The sequence below is a fragment of the Salmonella sp. A29-2 genome, assembly GCF_020150755.1.
Classification (GTDB): Bacteria; Pseudomonadota; Gammaproteobacteria; order Enterobacterales; family Enterobacteriaceae; genus Salmonella; species Salmonella enterica.
Genome location: NZ_CP083731.1, coordinates 3,634,197 through 3,652,741, shown reverse-complemented (window position 1 = coordinate 3,652,741; position 18,545 = coordinate 3,634,197). Strand labels below are relative to the sequence as shown.

18 protein-coding genes and 1 tRNA gene are annotated in these 18,545 nt (G+C 54.0%); 10 read left to right on the top strand and 9 right to left on the bottom strand.

The window, feature by feature from the left end; all coding sequences use genetic code 11:
* The first annotated feature begins 121 nt into the window (after window positions 1-121).
* Both K8W53_RS17835 and K8W53_RS17830 read left to right on the top strand, forming a co-directional pair.
* A complete protein-coding gene (locus K8W53_RS17835; RefSeq protein ID WP_001230970.1) occupies window positions 122-922 on the top strand; it encodes an endonuclease/exonuclease/phosphatase family protein in 801 nt (266 codons plus the stop codon).
* 77 nt (window positions 923-999) lie between these two features.
* Window positions 1,000-1,770, top strand: a complete 771-nt coding sequence (locus K8W53_RS17830; RefSeq protein WP_000207236.1) for a class I SAM-dependent methyltransferase — start codon at window positions 1,000-1,002, stop codon at window positions 1,768-1,770.
* Between the two features lie 55 nt (window positions 1,771-1,825).
* Here the strand turns inward: K8W53_RS17830 and mltD are convergent, their stop codons facing one another.
* Both mltD and gloB read right to left on the bottom strand, forming a co-directional pair.
* Window positions 1,826-3,193: a murein transglycosylase D gene (gene mltD, locus K8W53_RS17825; RefSeq protein ID WP_023223886.1), complete on the bottom strand. Its 1,368-nt coding sequence runs from the start codon at window positions 3,191-3,193 to the stop codon at window positions 1,826-1,828.
* A 71-nt stretch (window positions 3,194-3,264) separates the two neighbouring features.
* Window positions 3,265-4,020: a hydroxyacylglutathione hydrolase gene (gene gloB / locus K8W53_RS17820; RefSeq protein ID WP_023223887.1), complete on the bottom strand. Its 756-nt coding sequence runs from the start codon at window positions 4,018-4,020 to the stop codon at window positions 3,265-3,267.
* Between the two features lie 34 nt (window positions 4,021-4,054).
* Between gloB and K8W53_RS17815 the strand changes: the two genes are divergently transcribed.
* Window positions 4,055-4,777, top strand: coding sequence for a class I SAM-dependent methyltransferase (locus K8W53_RS17815; protein ID WP_023223888.1), 723 nt, complete (start codon window positions 4,055-4,057; stop codon window positions 4,775-4,777).
* Here the strand turns inward: K8W53_RS17815 and rnhA are convergent.
* Window positions 4,774-5,241, bottom strand: a complete 468-nt coding sequence (rnhA, locus tag K8W53_RS17810; protein WP_000917872.1) for a ribonuclease HI — start codon at window positions 5,239-5,241, stop codon at window positions 4,774-4,776. The genes K8W53_RS17815 and rnhA overlap by 4 nt on opposite strands.
* Before the next feature lie 63 nt (window positions 5,242-5,304).
* Here rnhA and dnaQ point away from each other — a divergent pair, with 63 nt between their 5' ends.
* Both dnaQ and K8W53_RS17800 read left to right on the top strand, forming a co-directional pair.
* Complete coding sequence (dnaQ, locus tag K8W53_RS17805; RefSeq protein WP_001670675.1) at window positions 5,305-6,036, top strand: DNA polymerase III subunit epsilon; 732 nt, start codon at window positions 5,305-5,307, stop codon at window positions 6,034-6,036.
* A 133-nt stretch (window positions 6,037-6,169) separates the two neighbouring features.
* Window positions 6,170-6,246, top strand: a tRNA-Asp gene (locus tag K8W53_RS17800).
* 320 nt (window positions 6,247-6,566) lie between these two features.
* On the opposite strand, the gene K8W53_RS17795 is transcribed toward K8W53_RS17800, so the two are convergent.
* Genes K8W53_RS17795 through tagK form a run of 6 tightly spaced genes read right to left on the bottom strand, consistent with a single transcriptional unit; the run spans window position 6,567 to window position 12,728 of the window.
* A complete protein-coding gene (locus K8W53_RS17795) occupies window positions 6,567-7,622 on the bottom strand; it encodes an ImpA family type VI secretion system protein (protein ID WP_023223889.1) in 1,056 nt (351 codons plus the stop codon).
* Between the two features lie 10 nt (window positions 7,623-7,632).
* A complete protein-coding gene (gene tssG, locus K8W53_RS17790; protein ID WP_000145239.1) occupies window positions 7,633-8,628 on the bottom strand; it encodes a type VI secretion system baseplate subunit TssG in 996 nt (331 codons plus the stop codon).
* Complete coding sequence (gene tssF / locus K8W53_RS17785; RefSeq protein WP_000371506.1) at window positions 8,625-10,508, bottom strand: type VI secretion system baseplate subunit TssF; 1,884 nt, start codon at window positions 10,506-10,508, stop codon at window positions 8,625-8,627. Before tssF ends, tssG begins: the two co-directional genes overlap by 4 nt.
* A gap of 15 nt (window positions 10,509-10,523) precedes the next feature.
* A complete protein-coding gene (gene tssE / locus K8W53_RS17780) occupies window positions 10,524-11,018 on the bottom strand; it encodes a type VI secretion system baseplate subunit TssE (protein WP_000108007.1) in 495 nt (164 codons plus the stop codon).
* Entirely contained in the window at window positions 11,015-11,839 is an 825-nt protein-coding gene (locus K8W53_RS17775) for a type VI secretion system accessory protein TagJ (RefSeq protein ID WP_023223890.1), read from the bottom strand. Before K8W53_RS17775 ends, tssE begins: the two co-directional genes overlap by 4 nt.
* Window positions 11,826-12,728, bottom strand: a complete 903-nt coding sequence (tagK, locus tag K8W53_RS17770; protein ID WP_023223891.1) for a type VI secretion system-associated protein TagK — start codon at window positions 12,726-12,728, stop codon at window positions 11,826-11,828. The genes K8W53_RS17775 and tagK overlap by 14 nt, the downstream gene beginning before the upstream one ends.
* Window positions 12,729-13,095: 367 nt before the next feature.
* On the opposite strand from tagK, the gene tssH reads away from it, so the two are divergent.
* The 5 genes from tssH (at window position 13,096) to K8W53_RS17745 (ending at window position 18,542) form a co-directional block, all read left to right on the top strand.
* On the top strand, window positions 13,096-15,735 hold the full coding sequence (tssH, locus tag K8W53_RS17765) for a type VI secretion system ATPase TssH (RefSeq protein ID WP_023223892.1): 2,640 nt from the start codon (window positions 13,096-13,098) through the stop codon (window positions 15,733-15,735).
* Window positions 15,736-15,835: 100 nt separating this feature from the next.
* Window positions 15,836-16,378 carry a type VI secretion system contractile sheath small subunit gene (gene tssB, locus K8W53_RS17760; protein WP_000996818.1) on the top strand — a complete coding sequence of 181 codons (543 nt, stop codon included), beginning with the start codon at window positions 15,836-15,838 and terminating at the stop codon, window positions 16,376-16,378.
* Window positions 16,379-16,401: 23 nt separating this feature from the next.
* Complete coding sequence (tssC, locus tag K8W53_RS17755; RefSeq protein ID WP_000013884.1) at window positions 16,402-17,910, top strand: type VI secretion system contractile sheath large subunit; 1,509 nt, start codon at window positions 16,402-16,404, stop codon at window positions 17,908-17,910.
* Window positions 17,911-17,924: 14 nt separating this feature from the next.
* Window positions 17,925-18,083 carry a BPSL0067 family protein gene (locus tag K8W53_RS17750; RefSeq protein ID WP_223228256.1) on the top strand — a complete coding sequence of 53 codons (159 nt, stop codon included), beginning with the start codon at window positions 17,925-17,927 and terminating at the stop codon, window positions 18,081-18,083.
* Window positions 18,084-18,095: 12 nt separating this feature from the next.
* Window positions 18,096-18,542 carry an STY0301 family protein gene (locus K8W53_RS17745; RefSeq protein ID WP_024147897.1) on the top strand — a complete coding sequence of 149 codons (447 nt, stop codon included), beginning with the start codon at window positions 18,096-18,098 and terminating at the stop codon, window positions 18,540-18,542.
* Window positions 18,543-18,545: the final 3 nt, after the last annotated feature.

Sequence of the window (18,545 nt, the reverse complement as noted above, 5' to 3'; positions counted from 1 at the left end):
TAAGCGCCTACTTACAAAACAAACTGCAATTGTTCGTTGAAAGTGAGTGCTAAAATCCCTATAACAGAAGAACCAGTCCGGTTGAGGACTGGTTGACGTTACAGAGGTTTGAAAGTCAAAAGTGCGAAAAAACACCTATGCGATGCGCTATGTTGCCGGACAGCCCGCCGAGCGGATTTTGCCGCCAGGGTCGTTTGCGAGCATCGGCCAGGCATTGCCCGCCGGGGAACCGCTAAGCAGTGAAGAGCGGATCCGTATCCTCGTGTGGAATATATTCAAGCAGCAGCGAGCCGAATGGTTATCGGTGCTGAAGAACTACGGCAAAGATGCGCATCTGGTCCTGTTGCAGGAGGCACAGACGACGCCTGAACTGGTACAGTTTGCCACCGCTAACTATCTTGCCGCCGATCAGGTTCCCGCTTTTGTATTACCTCAGCATCCGTCTGGCGTCATGACGCTTTCTGCCGCCCATCCTGTTTACTGCTGCCCTTTACGGGAAAGAGAACCAATTTTACGTTTGGCGAAATCAGCCCTGGTGACGGTATATCCGTTGCCGGATACCCGTTTATTAATGGTAGTAAATGTTCATGCGGTAAATTTTAGTCTGGGCGTGGACGTATACAGTAAGCAGTTACTTCCGATCGGCGACCAGATTGCGCACCATAGCGGCCCTGTCATTATGGCGGGGGATTTTAATGCCTGGAGCCGCCCACGTATGAATGCGTTGTACCGCTTTGCACGTGAGATGTCGCTGCGCCAGGTGCGTTTCACTGACGATCAGCGCCGTCGTGCGTTTGGACGACCGCTGGATTTTGTTTTTTATCGTGGTTTAAACGTGAATGAAGCCTCCGTACTGGTGACGCGCGCTTCCGATCACAATCCGCTACTCGTTGAATTCAGTCCCGGCAAACCTGAGCAATAAAGGTGCGTCAGGTCTGCCGTGGGGCAGGCCTCTTCGGGTGCTGCCCTCTATTTTTCTCATAACAGAAGGGCACTACCATGACAACGCATTCCCATCATGACAATGTTGAAAAGCAGTTTGGTTCACAGGCGAACGCCTATTTACATAGCGCCGTTCACGCATCGGGTCGTGACTTAGCGCGGCTGGCGCAAAGGCTGTCTGATTTTTCCCACGCGAACGTACTGGATATGGGATGTGGAGCTGGACACGCGAGTTTTGTCGCTGCGCAACATGCCAACTCGGTCGTGGCATACGATTTATCCGCCAGCATGCTTGAGGTTGTCGCTGGAGCGGCGGAAGAAAGACATTTAAGTAATATTACTCTCCGCCAAGGCTATGCCGAAAAACTGCCCTTTGAAGATGCATCGTTTGAGGTGGTGATTAGCCGCTATTCCGCGCATCACTGGCACGACGTTGGTCAGGCATTGCGTGAGGTTTATCGTGTATTAAAACCCGGCGGCGTGCTGATTATCATGGATGTCATGTCGCCTGGACATCCTGTACGCGATATCTGGCTGCAAACGGTGGAGGCGTTACGCGACACGTCGCATGTCCGTAACTATTCCAGTGGTGAATGGCTGGCGATGGTCAATAACGCGATGCTGGTAACGAATACCGTGATAACCGATCGTTTATCGCTGGAATTTCGCTCATGGGTAACGCGGATGCGTACGCCAGCGCCGTTGGTTGAGGCGATTCGATTATATCAGGCGAGTGCCCCGGTAGAGGTGAAGCGTTATTTTGAGTTGCAGGATGACGGTTCGTTTAGCAGCGATACTATCATGCTGGAAGCGCATAAAGCGGTATAGCAATTTAAAAGGCGCCGGGGGAAGCGGCGCCTTTTGGCTTTTTCGTCGGACAATATCAGGAGTCTGGCGTGCTATTGTCCTTCACAAACAACGTAAGCTGATCGCCCGGTTGTAGATTATCCGTATCATGGTTCCAGCGCATCACATCTTTGATATTCACCCCGTGACGTCTGGCGATACTGGAAAGCGAATCGCCTTTACGGACACGATAGGTAATGCTATCGCTATTGTTTGCCAGTCGTTGCGCGCTGCTGCCAGCGCCTACGGTCAGGCTTTGCCCGATTTTCAGGCGTGAACCACGCAGGTTGTTCCACTGCTGCAAGTCCTTCGTGCTTACGCCAAGCCGCGAAGCAATACCGGAAAGCGTATCGCCAGAGCGCACCTTATAGCTACGGCTATTCAACGGCGTATTGTCGGCGATCAGTTGGGACTGAACGGCGTCAATCTCACCGGAAGCCAGCGACTCACGCAACTGCTTGGCATGCTTTTTGGGCACCATAACATATTGCGGACCGCTTACGCCTAAGGTAGACCCTTTTACACCGGCATTAAACGTCTTCAGCTTGCTGATAGACATGCCCGCCATATCCGCAACCTGGGCCATTTCAACTGGACTGTTTAAACGAACTCGTGCCAGCGCTCGGCTTTCATCTGTTGTTGGCAGACGTACGCCGTAGCGTTTGCTGTTTTTGAGAATTTCACTCAATGCCAGCATCTTAGGTACGTAGAGTTTTGTTTCTCTGGGCAAAGAAAGCGACCAGAAATCCGTCGGTTTTCCACGCGCTTTGTTTGCTTTAATTGCCCGCATAACACGGCCTTCGCCGCTGTTATACGCTGCAACGGTTAACAGCCAGTCGCCGTCAAACATTTTGTTCAGACGCTGCATCATGTCTAACGCGGCGGTCGTAGAGGCTACAACATCGCGACGCGCGTCATAATTACGGGTCTGCTTTAAACCATAATTGCGCCCTGTGCTCGGTATGATCTGCCAGATGCCTGCGGCATTGGCGCCAGACGTTGCGTGAGGATCAAAAGCGCTCTCCACTATGGGTAGTAGTACCAGCTCCATAGGCATGTTACGTTTCTTAACCTGCCCCGCTATCCAGTACATATACGGCTCTGCCCGTAAAGTTACATCGTGGAGATAGCTCTTATTGCGTAAATACTTCTGTTTCTGTTCGCGAATCCGGCTGTTTTCCGGAATTCCCATCTTTAGCTCGTCGCCAATGAAAGCCCACAAGTCCTGATCTGGCGCGATAGACGTTCCGTCGTCCATCCATCGTGCCTGACTCGTAAACTTTCCTGCTTCCCCTTGACCAGCTGCAGAAAGGCTCTGTGCGTGCTGTTGGACGTTGCCAGTGTTCTGAGACGTCTGGCACCCCACAAGCAGGACAGAGGCGAGTAATATCGCTTTTGCCTTCATGTGTGTGTCAATAGTTGCTTAAAAGACGACCGATCATAACGGCGAAGTTAGCGAATGACAAGTAAGAATTATCAGAACGTGTCTTTCTTTGACCTTAACCATGCAAAACGCGCTTCTGGTTGTTGCAATATTGTTTCTTTGTTTATTTCGTTAATTAAATCAATATCTTCAGTTCTTAAAAAAAGATTAATCTTACGCTCATTTTTAAGAATAACGGGTAATGACATTTGTTTTTTTACACGTAACTCTTTAACTTTACGATAATATTCATTTATGAACGAATCGTGCGGAAGTATGCTCAATGCGAACTTAATGTTAGCTAAAGTGTATTCGTGAGCGCAGCAAATGAGCGTGTCGTCAGGCAGAGAATTAATTTTCATAAGTGACTGATACATCTGTGATGGCGTGCCTTCAAACAGTCGACCACAGCCGCCAGAGAACAGCGTGTCGCCGCAGAATAAGTAAGGATGGCTAAAGTAACAGACGTGTCCTAACGTGTGGCCCGGCGTGGCAAAAAGAGTAAATTTCTCGCCTAAAACGCGAATAGTATCGCCATCGCCAACAAGATGGGTTGCTCCCTTGTCTTGTGTTTCCGCCGGTCCATAAACCGTCATTTGCGGGAAGTGTTGCAACAGCTCTTTGACTCCGCCAACATGATCGTGATGGTGATGCGTCAGAAAAATCGCCTCCGGCATCCACTTATGTTCAGCAATGGCCTTTAAGACGGGGGCCGCTTCGCCGGGATCAACAATCACACAGCGGCCTTCATCATTGGTCAGCACCCAGATGTAATTGTCCTGAAACGCGGGAATACTGTTAAGATTCATATATTACCTCTCAAATAATTAGCGGAAGGTTGCGATGAAACCGGCAAGGCTCTCTCAAACTGTCGTTGCGCCCGGATGTTGGGGTGAGTTGCCCTGGGGCAATTACTACCGTGAGGCGCTGGAACAGCAGCTAAATCCGTGGTTTGCAAAAATGTATGGTTTCCATTTGCTTAAAATCGGTAATTTAAGCGCAGAAATCAATTCCGAAGCGTGCGCGGTATCCCATCAGGTGAATGTTTCATCGCAGGGGTCGCCGATGCAAGTTCTGGCCGATTCGCTACACCTTCCTTTTGCAGATAAATCCGTCGATGTTTGTCTGCTGGCGCATACTTTGCCGTGGTGTACCGATCCGCACCGTTTATTGCGGGAAGCCGACCGCGTATTGATTGATGACGGTTGGCTGGTCATCAGTGGATTTAACCCGCTGAGTTTGATGGGGTTACGTAAACTGGTACCCGTTTTACGTAAAACACCGCCCTATAATAGTCGGATGTTTACCCTTATGCGGCAACTGGACTGGCTGTCTTTACTCAATTTTGAAGTGCTACATTATAGCCGTTTTCATGTCTTACCCTGGAAAAAGCAGGGAGGGCGGCTTTTAAATACGCATATCCCGGCGCTGGGCTGTTTACAGCTTATTGTGGCCCGTAAGCGGACCATTCCGCTTACGCTTAATCCGCTGCGACATAATAAAAGTAAAACCCCTATCCGCCAGACCGTTGGCGCCACCCGGCAATATCGCAAACCGGATGGCTAAGCTTCCGCCTGGTAGCCACTATCTTCCTGCGTGGGATTCATTGCCGCGGCGCGCGCCAGTTCATCACAACGCTCGTTTTCGGGATGGCCTGCATGGCCTTTGACCCATACCCATTTGATCTGATGCTGACCTAACGCAGCATCGAGACGTTTCCACAGATCGACATTTTTTACGGGTTTCTTTTCCGCTGTTTTCCAGCCGCGTTTCTTCCAGTTATGAATCCATTGGGTAATTCCTTGCCGCACATATTGGCTGTCGGTGCTCAATGTCACTTCGCAATGTTCTTTTAACGCTTCAAGCGCGACGATCGCCGCCATCAGTTCCATACGGTTATTGGTGGTCAGCGTGTAACCTTCACTAAACGTTTTTTCATGACCGCGATAGCGTAAGATAGCGCCATAACCACCAGGCCCTGGATTCCCCAGGCAAGAGCCATCGGTGAAAATTTCTACCTGTTTAAGCATCTCTGGTAGACTTCCTGTAATTGAAATCGATAACAAAACGCAAGTCTGACATAAATGACCGATATGAGCACTGCAATTACACGACAGATTGTCCTCGATACCGAAACCACCGGTATGAACCAGATAGGCGCGCACTATGAAGGTCACAAGATTATTGAGATCGGTGCGGTTGAGGTGATAAACCGTCGTCTGACCGGTAATAACTTCCACGTTTACCTGAAGCCGGATCGGCTGGTGGATCCGGAGGCTTTTGGCGTACACGGCATCGCCGATGAGTTTCTGCTGGATAAGCCGGTTTTTGCTGATGTGGTCGATGAGTTTCTCGATTATATCCGCGGCGCGGAGCTGGTCATCCATAACGCATCGTTCGATATTGGCTTTATGGATTATGAGTTTGGTCTGCTTAAACGCGATATTCCTAAAACCAATACTTTCTGCAAAGTTACCGACAGCCTGGCGTTGGCGCGGAAAATGTTCCCCGGCAAGCGTAACAGCCTTGATGCGCTGTGTTCGCGTTATGAGATAGATAATAGCAAACGTACTTTGCACGGCGCATTGCTCGATGCCCAGATCCTTGCCGAAGTGTATCTGGCGATGACGGGCGGACAAACGTCCATGACGTTTGCGATGGAAGGAGAGACGCAACGGCAGCAAGGTGAGGCGACCATTCAGCGAATCGTTCGCCAGGCCAGCCGGTTACGGGTCGTTTTTGCCTCTGAGGAAGAGCTGGCTGCGCATGAATCGCGGCTTGATCTGGTGCAGAAAAAGGGCGGAAGTTGCCTTTGGCGGGCGTAATTTATTCCTTTTTAGGCTATAAAAATCATCCTTCGGGCGATTTTTGCAGCAACTGATTCAAAAGGTGAGAAAAAGCGTTGACGGGCGACACCGCAAACCGTAATATTCGCCTCGTTCCCAGCGGGAACATCACGGAGCGGTAGTTCAGTTGGTTAGAATACCTGCCTGTCACGCAGGGGGTCGCGGGTTCGAGTCCCGTCCGTTCCGCCAGATACAAATCTCAGGGTGTTTTTATACATCCTGTGAAGTAAAAAAAACCGTATCACTGTAAAAGGGATACGGTTTTTTTTCGTCTTCAGCAGTGCCACCGCCTATCGTGGAATCTAACGCAAATGGGCCTACGCCTGGATGACGAACAGGATATTACCGCCACTTCTTTCACTGTCATGGCTATTTTGATCCCACTGGCATTTAAGGCGCGGCCTCATGGCGGTGCTTAACCGGGATCGGGACATGTTCAGCGCAGAAGCAGACTGCGTAATGTTGATGTCACTCAGATAATCACGGAGAACCGCCAGACATGCGCATCATCATTCCAGGGCATCCCACTTCTCCAGCAACTCCACCGGGATCTCATTGATCACCTCCGAGAACCGTTTTCCCACCAGTCTTTCAGCCTGGCGTAACAGTGGGATGGTCGGGCTACTGGGTTCACTGCTCTCAAACCAGCGACGAATGCACCGCAGGCGCTCCAGCGCATCATTACGATCGCGAATTGGCCCCGGTTCAGCATTGTGTGGGAGGGATATACCGGGTGGCGCGTTGACAGGCGGCACATCCTCTGCCCGTGCCGGAACGGCATTATCCATAACCGTGCCTGCGGGAGCTGGCACTGGCGCTGGCGAAGGAGGGATTTCCGGTGTGGTTGTCTGTACCACGTCAGGCAGCAGCGCTAACAACTGCCGCAGGCGTGAAAAATCTGGAGCCAGATCGCCTAATGTCTCACGCGCCCACACTTGCAGGCGTTCTGCGCTTTCCTGCGCTTCGCGAAACGCTGCCAGCGGTAATGCCCCACGGGCTTCGAGGTCGGCCAGTTGCTGGCGGACGGATTCGGGGGCCAGCGCATCAGCCGGGCGAGGGGCGGATAACGCTCGCTCCACATCCCGTACCTGCAGGCGCAGGGCGGCACTGTTTGACAGCGTGATACCGCGAATGTCTGCCATCACGCCTTCGTGATCCAGCAGCGCCGCCAGGGCATTACTGCGCGCCAGCGCCGCATCTTCAATAGATTCTGCGAATGCGCCTTCGCCGGTAAGCAGCTGTGGATGGAGTGCATCAGACCAGATTACGCTCAGTTCTGCCAGTTGTGTGAGCATTTCCGCCAGTCCCTGTGCGCCAGCCTGCTGGATGCGACTGCGCAGCAGCAGGATCAACACCCGGATATCCTTACTGCGCGTGAGCAGACGGCGCGCATCACGCTCAATTTCCGGCCAGTTCACGGCTTCCGGCGTACTGACAAAATCACCATATTGCGCCTCCGCCTGGGGGGCGGCGCGGCTGAACAGCAGCAGGTACTCCGGATCGTACTCCGGATCGGGGCCGCAGGGTTGTTCCGCGCTTACCGGTTTAGTCAGGGACATATCCATATCATTACTCTCAGTGGGTTAAGCCGTGTTCAGGTTCAAAAATCATGCCGGTCACCGGACGGTCATGCATGGCTTTACCTGCCCAGGCCGTCCAGCCAAGCCGCTGCGCGCCGCCGATCACCGCAGGCGGTGCGGCATGGGGCTTCAACTGCAGCTCAATTTCCCAGCAATATTCAAAACCGATGAACGTACGCACCAGTTCTGTCAGCACGGGCAGATTGTTGCCGCCGGGCAGAAAACGCAGATAATCCTCCAGCGTAAGCGGGCCGATAATTAGCCGGAATTTGTACTGCATATCCGGTACGGCCTGGCCGATAAGCGCCCCGTTGCCCAGCACCGAAGACTGCGCGGGCGTGCCCAGACGGGTGATTTCATCGTTCGCCACCGTTATCCAGTGCAGGGCGAACTCTTTCACCGCAAAAGGCACGCTGAAATAGTGCGCCAGCGTGGCGGCCAGCCCGTCAGGATTGCGCGATTCGCGTACCAGATGGGCGGAGGCCGCCAGGCGAACATGATCTGACAGCGGGCTTTCGGCGCTTTCCCGTAGATCCTGCCCGCTGAGACTGGCGATATAAAACGCAAAACGGTCGTGTTCCGGTTTGTCCAGCCCGCCACCAGCGGACTGGGCGCTGCGCCATGCCTGCCAGAACTGCGTCAGCCAGCGGTGGTGAAAAATATTGGAAAAATGAACCAGCGTCGGATCGTGACGGCTCTCTGAGCGGTTTAGTGCCAGCTCGGTATAGTGCAGCGGCAACGGGCCGTTTGGCCCCCATAGTCCGAGGCTGTACAGGCTCAGGTGCAGGCGTCCATCCTGCCAGCTGACCTGGGCGATTTCCCGTGGCGCAAAGGTCATCGTCGGCGTCTGTCCCAGACGGAATTTTTCCATCCGTGGCTGCCAGATACTGCCTGCCGGAGTATCACAGAGCTGGGCATCCACGCGCCGCATCAGGTTCAGGAATCCGTAACGCCAGGGGGTTTTCTGCGCCTGGTCGAGAGCGCCGGTCATACGCTCCCCCGTTGCCCGGTTCTGACCGGCCAGGTCATGACATGCCCGCGTTGCATCGAGTGCAGCGTCATCTGCGAGAAGGTATTAATGGAAACATGGCGGGCAATATAGTGTTCCAGCACCAGACCGAACAGGTAAGGACTGATACCGGAAAATCCTTCTTCGTCCACGGTCAGTTCGCAACTGACGCCCCGGCCATAGACCAACAGGCCGGAGCCGGGCAGGCGGCGGGTCACCGGGGTGGTTTTGCAGCCAATCAGGCTGCGCACCTGGCGCGACTGCGGGCTGTCGTGAGCCGGGATAAACAGATTCAGCAGATCGCGCAGCGCCTGGCCGCCGGTGCGGTGATCCAGATCGGCCAGCGGCAGATAATTAAACGACAACTGCCGGATCAGCCGCCAGGCCATTTCGCGTTCAGCCAGCGGCGGCTGCGGCGGGCGCGGCGGTTTGATAAGACCCACGCCCGCCACCGGAATCGCCGCATCTACGGTCAGATCATCCCGGCCATTACGTGGAATAAGGCAGGGCAGATCGCGGTTAGTCACCATTGCCGTGACGGTGATATGGCGCAGATTTTCCGGGTAGGGCGCTTCATGCTGATCAACCAGCGACAGGAAGACTTCCGAGCCGGTATAGGGGGTTCGGGTGCCATAGCGGCGGGCGTTTTCTGACGAGCGGCGCGGCTCACGACGCAGTGAAAAATAACGCCCGTGGTTGCCTTCGTCATTATTACGGGTGTGATACAGCGGACGAAAAATCATCTTCCGTGTGGTTTCCGCTTCCAGGCCTTCGACTTCCTGAACAGAAAACACCTCGTAATCCAGCGGACGGGTACGATCCACTACCAGATGCTGTTCCGTCACGCTGTGAGTGACTTCAATCCGGGTGGTGGTGCGAGGAAACAGGTTGATCACCGGCGTACAGAACAGGCTGAACTGTGCAGCGTCCGTCTGATGAATCAGCCAGTCCGGCGGCAGGCGGTTAAGCAGTATGACAATTTCCGCCACATTGCCCTGCACCTTTTGTAACCCGGCAGACAATCCGGTCGGGGTGAAGAAGTAAAACCGTTCCGGACAGGCGAAAAATTCATGCAGCAGATTATGGCCGTGAAACACGTTCCAGGCGAGCGGTAGCAGCCCCTGCCCTGGCTCCAGCCCTTCGTGCGCCACCGGGTGTTGAAGATTCACATTCAGTTCGCCGTCAAAGTGACCGGGTTCACCGGCCAGTGTGGCGACGGCGCTGGTATGCAGCAGCTCAAACAGGTGTGACGCAATGCGTTCTTCGCCGCAGAGGTAAAAGGGCAGCCGTGCCGGACCGGCCAGCTCGCTGAAAGTCAGTTCCCCGAAGGTTCGCAGGGTGATGCGCAATGCCCCGGCGACATGAATATTAGGCGGCAGATAGCGGTGCAGGGCGGGCATATCCGGTGGCGCGGCGGTCAGGCGTACCTCCTCGATGGACAGCGGCCACAGCGTGACGTCCTGGCTGCTGCGAAACTGGCAGGCGGTATTTTCGCCTTCCGGGATAGGGGAAACGAACGCGGTATCGCGCGGCACGGTGACCCCTTTCGCCAGGTCGCCTTCCTGCGTATCGGGATACAGCTTTACCACTGCCATTGATGGCGTGGGGGTGACGTAATTGGGGCTGACGACTTCCAGTAACCGCTGTGTGAAGCGGGGAAACTCGGCGTCAATTTTTAGCTGAGTGCGGGCGCTCAGAAAGCTGAACGCCTCGATCATGCGTTCCACATACGGGTCGGCAATATCGGTTCCCTGCATCCCCAGTCGGGCGGCAATTTTGGGATGGAGGGTGGCGAACTCAGCACCGGTCTCCCGCAGGTAGCTCAGTTCGCGGTTGTAATACTCCAGTAGCCGTGGATCCATGAATAATGCCCTGTATTAAAAGAACGTAATGCGGCTCAGCTCCATATCCAGCGCGCTGCGTACCAGAAACTCCGTGGGATACGGCTGCGTCAGAATTTGTCCGCGAATTTCAAACTGTAGCGTGTTATAGCTACCCTGCCGGGTTTTATCGAGCAATGGCGTGACCCTGAGTGTGGCGGCGTTCAGCCGGGGTTCGAAACGGATAATGGCGCGCCGGATCGCCTCGCTGATATCGTCCCACTTATGCTCATACATAAAGCTGCCCGCCAGCGGCGGCAGGCCATAGTTGAGCACTGACGCCGCCGCCTGCGGATAGCGCCTGGCGTCGATGTCACCCTCGTGGCTAATGGTATTGAGCAAAAAGGAGAGATCCCGGCGAATGATCTCCTTCAGTTGTACCGGCGTGACGCTGATATCCCGGTCAATTTTCTGATACGGGGCATTGTCACACAGCCGATCAAATAGGGTGGGCAGCAGATGGTTAGCGGGTGTAAAACGGGACGTGCTCATGCGCCATCGTTTTCCTGAGCATGAAAGGTACAATGGGCCATGTCCAGCAGGCTGATATCGCCGTGGCTGGTCAGCCACACTTTCTGCCCCAGCGCCCGCACGGTGGTTTCGCCGGGGCCATCCTGCCAGGCGGTTTCCCGGCACAGACGCAGGGCGTCAGATGCACTTTCCGAACCGCTGTAACGGGTAAAGAGCCAGGCGCCGTGCGTATCGCCATTCACCAGGGTGATATTAACGGGTTTCCACAGCAGATCGGTCAGGCGCGCCGGTTGCGGCGATTCCAGCGAGCATATTTGCGAAAACGGCAGCCAGATATACACGCCGCCGGTGACCAGCTCAAGTACCGGGCCAAGGCGGGAATCGCTGTCGCTCGCCCAGTCAAATGCGCCGCCGTTCCACTGCCCGCCCGTGTCTGTTATGGCTTCCAGTGCGGTATTACGGTGTTTATCAACCTCACCGGTATCGTCATGACAGGCGAGTGCCGCCAGCAGTGACTCCACCCAAACGGGTTGCGGCAGAAGGAAACCGGGTCGTTGTTCACCCTGAAAAACGGTGCGGCGGAACATTTCGCAGCGAACCAGCTCCCGGTACAGCCGGGCCTCCTGGGTATAATTGGCCTCCATCCTGGCGCATAGCTGAAGCTGGTGTAGCGCCCGCGACCAGTCTCCGGCCACACACAGCAACTGAAACAGGCTGTGGCGGCAGAGCGCTTTCGCCGGATTTTCCCGAACCTGCTGCTCCGCCATCTGAATCCCCTCCGCAATAGAGTATTCCTGTAGCAGCGCGGACAGGGTAGCAGGAAGCGTGTCAGTTTTTTTCATGGGCGGTATTTCCATTTTTCTGTGTCGGAGTGATTCGGTAGTGGCTGTCGATGCCAATAATACGATGCTCGCGGCGGGTCAGATCGGGCAGTATCTCGCTATGTGCGGTTTTCCCCGCCTGTTCCGGCGAGAGCAGTTGCAGGATATCGGGCATTGATTCCATCGCCAGCCAGTGCATTTCACCCTCACCGGTCGTGTCCAGCATATCCAGAATGGCATCAATACCGGGCGCGCCTGCCACCATATCCTGTAACGTGTCGGTGTCGCCCTTTTTATCGTATAACGACGTCAAATCCTGGGTGACAGCGTCTTCATTTCGGGGAAACGGTTTATCACGGAGGGGCTTTTCCTGCCCGGAGGGCCGCAATGCCTGCTGATATTCCTGGTAAAGCTGGTGTAGCGTGCTATCCGCTTCATGGCCGGTGTAAGAGGATGCGGTTTCCCGGACGGGAATAATATCGAACGGGTTCTGCGGATTGAGCTGTTGTTGTTTAAACCAGTCCAGATCCAGGTACTCAGCAACGGATTCAGATGACTGAACCAACTGAGGAAACGAAACATCGGGACGGGACTCATCATTGGTGCGGGCAAGGCACCAGGATGACAGACCCCATTCAATCGTATCTCCATCATTCAGCCGCATACGGTGATGAGGTTCCATCACCTGCTCATTGACGGCACAGCACAGTTCATCCGAGTGATTAACAATCCACCACGCCTCTTCGTGGCGAACAAGACTGAGCGCGATATCGTCTTTCCCATGTTGCTCAAAAAGCGGAATGTAGGGGGCGGCGGCAGTAAATACGATGTATGTCCCTGCGGGATACTGTGCGTTATCCGTTATACCCTGCGACTGTATTTTCCGTAATTCCCACATGTCTTGTTTCATTATGTCCCTTAAATGTATTTATTTTTCTGGAGGAAACGTTTAGGGAGTTTTAATTCATAAATAATTTTAACTAAATTCATAGGGAGTCATTATTGATGACACCCTTTTTATTATTTTCGTCGTGAATGCATTGTTGTATGCATAGATGTCCTTTTTGAAATATTATTTCTTTTAATTCTGCAATTGCGATTTTTATCTTGCTGTTCATTGATTATTTAATATTAACGGCTTAGTTGCTAATTAGTCCCTGATCTGTATCATTGTTTTGTTTCGATATTTTTTCGAGGCTATCAATAAAGAATTGTTTATATATTTATATGCATTGATGCATTATTTTTATGAATTTTTATGTCACAAGGCATAACACATGGAAACTCCTGTTTCACGCAGTGCGTTGTATGGAAAACTGGCCGGCCCACTATTCCGGTCGCTGGAATCGGCAACGGCATTTTGCAAACTACGCTCTAATCCCTGGGTTGAGCTGACTCACTGGCTGCACCAGTTAACACAGCAGCCCGATAACGATATTCTCCACGTTCTTCGGCATTACCAGATCCCTCTTTCTGATGTGGAGAAAGCGTTACTCCGGCAACTGGATATGCTGCCCGCCGGGGCCAGCGCCATTAGTGATTTTTCTCACCATATCGATCTCAGCGTTGAAAAGGCCTGGATGCTGGCGAGCGTCCGTTACGGCGATAACAAAATTCGCAGCGGCTGGTTGCTGCTGGCCTTGTTGACCACGCCAGAACTGCGTCGGGTACTGAGCAGTATCTGCGCGCCGCTGGCCACGCTTCCGGTTGATGAACTGACTGAAATACTGCCCTCGTTGATCGAAACATCGCCGGAAGCGCAGGAGCGCCCTTACGACGGCTCCGGCCTGGCATCAGCCATTCCCGGTGAAAGCAGTCAGGCGATTCCCAACGGCGGGCAGGACGGTAAATCCGCGCTGGCGAAATACTGTCAGGACATGACGGCACAGGCGCGCGACGGCAAAATCGACCCGGTGACGGGGCGTGAGCATGAAATCCGCACCATGACGGATATTCTGCTGCGCCGTCGCCAGAATAATCCACTACTGACTGGTGAGGCGGGCGTCGGAAAGACGGCGGTCGTCGAAGGTTTTGCCCTCGCGATTGCGCAGGGGGAAGTGCCGCCCGCGCTGCGGGAAGTACGGCTGCTGGCGCTGGACGTTGGCGCTCTGTTGGCCGGAGCCAGCATGAAAGGCGAGTTTGAATCGCGTCTGAAAGGGTTACTGGAAGAGGCCGGGCGCTCGCCGCAGCCGGTTATTCTGTTTGTCGATGAAGTTCACACTCTGGTGGGCGCGGGCGGCGCATCCGGCACGGGCGATGCCGCTAACCTGCTGAAACCGGCGCTGGCGCGCGGCACCCTGCGGACTATCGGCGCCACCACCTGGAGCGAATACAAGCGCCATATTGAGAAAGATCCGGCGCTGACCCGGCGTTTTCAGGTGTTGCAGATTGCCGAACCGGAAGAGATCCCCGCAATGGAAATGGTGCGTGGTCTGGTGGATACGCTGGAAAAACACCACAACGTACTGATTCTGGATGAGGCGGTACGTGCGGCGGTACAGCTTTCTCACCGCTACATTCCCGCCCGGCAGTTGCCGGATAAGGCCATCAGCCTGCTGGATACCGCCGCGGCCCGCGTGGCGCTGACGCTGCACACGCCGCCTGCCAGCGTACAGTTCCTGCGCCAGCAGCTAAAAGCGGCGGAAATGGAACGGTCGCTGTTGCAGAAGCAGGAAAAAATGGGGATTCAGTCAGATGAGCGGCGCGATGCGCTGACGGCGCGAATTTTCTCGCTCAACAATGAACTGACTGCATCCGAATCCCGCTGGCAGCGGGAGCTGGAACTGGTACATACGTTGCAGGAACTGCGTCTCGCAGAGTCAGATGCTGATGACAAAACCACGCTGCAACAGGCCGAAACGGCGCTAAGGGAGTGGCAGGGTGACGCGCCGGTGGTGTTCCCGGAAGTCAGCGCGGCGGTGGTCGCGGCGATTGTCGCCGACTGGACCGGTATTCCTGCTGGGCGCATGGTGAAAGATGAGGCCAGCCAGGTGCTGGAACTTCCTGCCCGACTGGCGCAACGCGTTACCGGGCAAGACGGCGCGCTGGCGCAGATTGGTGAACGTATTCAGACCGCCAGGGCGGGACTGGGCGATCCACGCAAACCGGTGGGCGTGTTTATGCTGGCCGGGCCGTCCGGTGTCGGTAAAACCGAAACCGCGCTGGCGCTGGCAGAGGCTATCTACGGCGGTGAGCAGAACCTGATTACCATCAATATGAGCGAGTTCCAGGAGGCTCACACCGTTTCCACGCTGAAAGGCGCGCCCCCCGGCTATGTGGGCTATGGCGAGGGTGGTGTGCTGACGGAAGCGGTGCGTCGCCACCCCTGGAGCGTAGTGCTGCTCGACGAGATCGAAAAAGCGCACCATGACGTCCATGAACTCTTCTATCAGGTGTTTGACAAGGGCGGGATGGAGGACGGTGAGGGAACACATGTCGATTTCAAAAACACCACGCTATTACTCACCACCAACGTGGGTTCCGACCTCATCAGCCAGATGTGTGAAGATCCGGCTTTAATGCCCGATGCTACGGGGCTTAAAGAGGCGCTAATGCCGGAATTACGCAAGCATTTCCCGGCGGCATTTCTGGGCCGCGTGACGGTGATCCCTTACCTGCCGTTGGACGAAACGTCGCGTGGCGTGATTGCCCGTCTGCACCTTGACCGGCTGGTGGCGCGGATGGGTGAACAGCACGGCGTGACGCTGACGTATAGCGAGGAACTGGTCGCACATATTGTGGCGTGCTGTCCAATGCATGAAACGGGCGCGCGGTTGCTGATTGGCTACATCGAACAGCACATTCTGCCACGACTGTCGCGCTACTGGTTGCAGGCCATGACGGAAAAAGCCGCTATCAGGCAGATTGATATCGGCGTTAATGGTGATGAGCAGATTGTTTTTGAGATCGTTTGCTGAAACCGGCCGTTCGAAGTGTCCGTAGTGCGATTTTAAAAACTGTACCGGTATACCGCTCCCCTTGGCGGCAACCAGTTGACTAAAAAGGAAATGAAGGATTATGGCTATCAACAATAGCGCGCAGAAATTCATCGCGCGCAACCGCGCGCCGCGCGTGCAGATTGAATATGACGTAGAGATTTACGGCTCTGAGAAAAAAATCGAGCTGCCGTTCGTGATGGCGGTGCTGGCCGATCTGGCCGGGAAACCGCGTGAAGAACTGCCGCCGGTGACGGATCGCAAATTCCTCGATATTGATATTGATAACTTCAATGAGCGCATGAAAGCCATTGCGCCGCGCGTGGCGTTCGCTGTGCCGAATACGCTGACGGGTGAAGGTCAGTTGATGGTCGATATCACGCTGGAAAATATGGACGACTTTTCACCGGCACAGATTGCCCGCAAGGTGGACGCCCTGAACCAGTTACTGGAAGCCCGCACTCAACTGGCGAACCTCCAGACCTACATGGATGGCAAGGCCGGGGCGGAAAATCTGGTCAATAAACTGTTGCAGGACCCGACTCTGCTGAAAACGCTGGCGAATGCGCCGAAATCGGCCGCTACCCAGCAAGGTGTGTCAGCGGATAATGAATCAGCGGAATAATGTCGAATTTTTAAGGAATTTTCATGGCAAACAGTAATATGCAGGCAACCGACGCGGTTGCTCAGGATACCGTCTCCGCATCCGGTGAATTTGATGCGTTGCTGAATCAGGCCTTCCGACCCAAGACTACCCAGGCGGCAAAAGCCGTGGAAGCCGCGGTGCAGACGCTGGCTCAACAGGCGCTGGCGAACACGATCACCGTCAGCGATGACGCCTATAAAAGCATCAGCGCTATTATTGCGCAGATCGACTTTAAACTGACCGAACAGATCAAACTGATCCTGCAACATCCCGACTGGCAGAAGCTGGAATCCTCGTGGCGCGGTATGGAGCATCTGGTTTACAACACCGAGACCGACGAAAAGCTGAAAATTCGCTTCATGAATCTGTCAAAAGATGAATTGCGGCGCAACATGAAGCGTTACAAGGGCATCGCCTGGGATCAAAGCCCGATGTTCAAGAAACTGTATGAAGCCGAATACGGCCAGTTAGGCGGCGAACCTTATGGCTGTATCATTGCGGATTACTACTTCGACCATACACCGCCCGATGTGGATCTGCTTGGCTCTATCGCCAAAGTCGCCGCGTCGGCCCATGCGCCGTTTATTGCCGGGGCTTCCCCCTCGGTACTGCAAATGGACTCCTGGCAGGAGCTGGCGAATCCCCGCGACCTGACCAAAATCGTCACCCAGAACCTGGAATATGCGCCGTGGAACTCGCTGCGGGCTAGCGAAGACTCCCGTTATATTGGCCTGACGATGCCGCGTTTTCTTGCCCGCCTGCCGTATGGCGCAAAAACCAACCCGGTGGACGAGTTTGATTTTGAAGAAGATGCGGATGGTTCTGACCATACTAAATACGTCTGGAGCAACGCGGCCTACGCGATGGGCGTAAACATCAACCGTTCCTTCAAACACTACGGCTGGTGTACGTTGATTCGCGGTGTGGAATCAGGCGGTGCGGTGGAAAATCTTCCCTGCCATACCTTCCCGACTGACGATGGCGGCGTGGACATGAAATGCCCGACCGAAATTGCCATCTCTGACCGCCGCGAGGCTGAACTGGCGAAAAACGGTTTTATCCCGTTGATCCACCGTAAAAACTCAGACTATGCCGCCTTTATCGGCGCACAGTCGCTGCAAAAACCACAGGAATACTACGATCCGGACGCGACGGCCAACGCCAACCTGTCCGCCCGTCTGCCGTACCTGTTCGCCTGCTCGCGCTTCGCACACTTCCTCAAATGTATTGTCCGCGACAAAATCGGTTCCTTTAAAGAGCGTGAGGATATGCAGCGCTGGCTAAATGAATGGATTATGAATTATGTCGACGCCGATCCGGTGAACTCCTCGCAAGAAACTAAAGCCCGTCGTCCGCTGGCTGCCGCTGAAGTAGTGGTGGAAGAGGTCGAAGGCAATCCAGGTTATTACGACGCGAAATTCTTCCTGCGTCCGCATTTCCAGCTTGAAGGGCTGACGGGATCGCTGCGCCTGGTGACAAAACTGCCGTCAGTGAAGCAGGGCAATGCCTGATATATATTTTATGAATGTTTAAGCGAGTGAAGACAGAGAAGATAGAGAATATAAAGAGGGATATGAAGAAAAGAATTTCGTCTCGCCCACTTTCTCGTAAAGGTGGGGTACGTAATGATGACACATATCCGAATGCCAGTAACAATGCCGAAGCTTTTTATATCATTGAGTAGGAAATACATATTATGACCATAAGCCCAACTTTTCATCTGTTACCTGGTATTGTTCTGCTCTTTTCACAATATGCTGTAGCCTGGGAAGTCAGTTGTCCGGCTGTTATTGATACTCAGTCTTCTGCTGTGAGCCTGAAGTCTGATGTCCCAGCGCCGTGGCAGCTTTCTCCTCGATATATGTCGCGTTTATGGTTAAGTAGTATTGGGGTAACGCAGGGTAAACCTGAAAACCTGATGGATCTCAAACCAGAGACTAAAAAAGTAAACGGTGAAAATTGGTCTGTATGGGAAACAGAACGTGTTAGCGATAAAGAAACCGATCGCTATTGGGTTTCGTGTATTTATGGTCATGAACAGATATGGTTGACGCAACCAATACCTGCTTCTTCTACTCGCTGTAAGACTCATAATTTTGAGGGATCGCCAGAAAACCAGTCTGTATCTTTTATCTGTAATTAGCGA

Bases quoted from the DNA above. Each gene is read 5' to 3' on its own strand.
- tssC (WP_000013884.1), top strand. From the start codon at position 16,402: ATGGCAAACAGTAATATGCAGGCAACCGACGCGGTTGCTCAGGATACC.
- tssF (WP_000371506.1), bottom strand. From the start codon at position 10,508: ATGGATCCACGGCTACTGGAGTATTACAACCGCGAACTGAGCTACCTG.
- gloB (WP_023223887.1), bottom strand. From the start codon at position 4,020: ATGAATCTTAACAGTATTCCCGCGTTTCAGGACAATTACATCTGGGTG.
- K8W53_RS17750 (WP_223228256.1), top strand. From the start codon at position 17,925: ATGTTTAAGCGAGTGAAGACAGAGAAGATAGAGAATATAAAGAGGGAT.
- K8W53_RS17815 (WP_023223888.1), top strand. From the start codon at position 4,055: ATGAAACCGGCAAGGCTCTCTCAAACTGTCGTTGCGCCCGGATGTTGG.
- K8W53_RS17745 (WP_024147897.1), top strand. From the start codon at position 18,096: ATGACCATAAGCCCAACTTTTCATCTGTTACCTGGTATTGTTCTGCTC.
- tssB (WP_000996818.1), top strand. From the start codon at position 15,836: ATGGCTATCAACAATAGCGCGCAGAAATTCATCGCGCGCAACCGCGCG.
- rnhA (WP_000917872.1), bottom strand. From the start codon at position 5,241: ATGCTTAAACAGGTAGAAATTTTCACCGATGGCTCTTGCCTGGGGAAT.
- tagK (WP_023223891.1), bottom strand. From the start codon at position 12,728: ATGAAACAAGACATGTGGGAATTACGGAAAATACAGTCGCAGGGTATA.
- mltD (WP_023223886.1), bottom strand. From the start codon at position 3,193: ATGAAGGCAAAAGCGATATTACTCGCCTCTGTCCTGCTTGTGGGGTGC.
- K8W53_RS17830 (WP_000207236.1), top strand. From the start codon at position 1,000: ATGACAACGCATTCCCATCATGACAATGTTGAAAAGCAGTTTGGTTCA.
- dnaQ (WP_001670675.1), top strand. From the start codon at position 5,305: ATGAGCACTGCAATTACACGACAGATTGTCCTCGATACCGAAACCACC.
- tssG (WP_000145239.1), bottom strand. From the start codon at position 8,628: ATGACCGGCGCTCTCGACCAGGCGCAGAAAACCCCCTGGCGTTACGGA.
- K8W53_RS17775 (WP_023223890.1), bottom strand. From the start codon at position 11,839: ATGAAAAAAACTGACACGCTTCCTGCTACCCTGTCCGCGCTGCTACAG.
- tssH (WP_023223892.1), top strand. From the start codon at position 13,096: ATGGAAACTCCTGTTTCACGCAGTGCGTTGTATGGAAAACTGGCCGGC.
- tssE (WP_000108007.1), bottom strand. From the start codon at position 11,018: ATGAGCACGTCCCGTTTTACACCCGCTAACCATCTGCTGCCCACCCTA.
- K8W53_RS17795 (WP_023223889.1), bottom strand. From the start codon at position 7,622: ATGGATATGTCCCTGACTAAACCGGTAAGCGCGGAACAACCCTGCGGC.